Source organism: ANME-2 cluster archaeon, assembly GCA_019429385.1.
Taxonomy (GTDB): Archaea; Halobacteriota; Methanosarcinia; order Methanosarcinales; family Methanocomedenaceae; genus Methanocomedens_B.
In genome coordinates, this window is sequence record JAHYIS010000069.1 from 1 (window position 1) to 1759 (window position 1759).

Sequence of the window (1759 nt, forward strand, 5' to 3'; positions counted from 1 at the left end):
ATTCCCGTGCTGTCCGGATTTGCTTTATATGAAGTATTCAGCAGGCGCCAGATACCCAGGTCCATAGGTATCGGGTTTGTGACCTTCATACTGGTATCTGCATCTATGCTGGGTATTTTCACGATATACCGCTCGCCCTGGATATACCAGCCGAACATGCAGATAACACAGATGGATATGGACGGCCTGGCCTGGTCGGGTGGTCATGTGGTAAATGGAACCAGGTTCGGTTACCTGGGCTGGCCTGGCGGATACAACCCGATAGTTCTACCTGACCATTTCGGGCATCCTGAATTCGGGACTTTTGGTGAATCCCTGGGGCAGGACATGACCTTCATAATGACAGAACGATTCTGGCAGGCTGCCGATGACCCGACACTGAGCAGGAGTTCGGTGGTACCGCCAGGGCTGTCGGCACAGGGTTTTGATGCTGAGGATATCGAGCGGCTGGAGCTGGACAGCAGTGTGGAGAGGTGGTATACCAACGGGGAGTTCGAACTGCTGTATGTGAACGCAAAAAAGGAGTCCATGAATGAAAGTAGCGCTGATAGTTGATGAGTTCTCGGTGGAGAAGGGGACCGGTATTGCCCGGTACAGCTATGAGCTGTATAAGGGATTGAAGGACAGGGGAATTGAGGTTGAGCCCATTATGGTGAAACCGCCCGGTGTTCCGTTCGGGCAGGCAATTAATCATGTGTTCAGGCTGCCGTACCGGGTGCTGCGAAGGGTGAATGAGTTTGACATTGTGCATGCTACCAGCCCTATTACGGGGTTATGTTTTCCTTTTATCAGGAAGCCGAAGGTGATGACATATCATGATATAATCTCGATGGTCTATAAGGACAGCGGGAATTCGCTTCATGCCAGGGTGGCAGCGCCGCTGTTTTTCAGGGTGGGGAAGTGGAGCGACAGGATAATTTCGGTGTCTTCGCAGACGAAGGAGGAGATTGTGGAGCATATAGGTTTTCCTGAAGAGATGATAGATGTAATTAATATTGGAATAGATGCCGAATTAAGGCCTCTGGAACAAGAAAATATGGATTATTTAATTATCGGATATCTTGGCGCCTTTAATGTAAGGAAAAGAGTAGATTACCTGGTAAGGGCGTTTTACCATTTGAAAAAAGAGCATCCTGAAATGAAGGTAAAGCTTGTTCTGTGCGGTAACAAAACCATGGAATATGAGAATCTGGTTAAATTGGCTACTGAATTGGGACTTGAAGAAGAGGTTGAGTTCAGAGGTTTTATCCCACAGGAACAACTTGGAGATATATACAATTCATTTGACGTGTTTGTTTTGCCCAGCGAATGGGAGGGTTTTGGAATTCCCATTATTGAGGCTCAGAGATGTGGTGTGCCTGTCATTATCAGGAAAGATGCCAGGATTCCTGATGAGGTTTCGAGATGCTGCCTGAGGGTAGATTCTGAGGAAGATATGGCTGATAAGATATTCCAGGTGTTGACAACCTCCGGTCTGAGTGAAGAGATGATAAAAAAAGGGCTGGAATATTGTCGCGGATTTACGTGGGATCAGGCGGTTGACGAGACAATACGAGTGTATGGAAATGTCCTGACAGAAAAAAGGTACCGATACTAATCTTACTGCTAATAACCCAATATCTCGTTATAGCAGTCTAATACACGTGTGGCAACGTTATCCCATGTGAAATACTGTTTAACTCTCTCTTTTCCTTTTTTGCCCATAAGGATCATCTTTTCAGGATCGTCCAGAAGATGGATAATTGCACCTGCCAACGCG

The 1759-nt window shown here is 46.8% G+C and carries 2 protein-coding genes; both read left to right on the forward strand.

The window, feature by feature from the left end; all coding sequences use genetic code 11:
• Positions 1-555 (forward strand): hypothetical protein (locus K0A89_12900; GenBank protein ID MBW6519381.1); only part of this gene is annotated, 555 nt, incomplete at its 5' end.
• Positions 533-1597 (forward strand): glycosyltransferase family 4 protein, encoded by a 1065-nt coding sequence (locus K0A89_12905; GenBank protein MBW6519382.1) that lies wholly within the window; start codon positions 533-535, stop codon positions 1595-1597. The genes K0A89_12900 and K0A89_12905, both read left to right, overlap by 23 nt.
• Positions 1598-1759 lie beyond the last annotated feature (162 nt).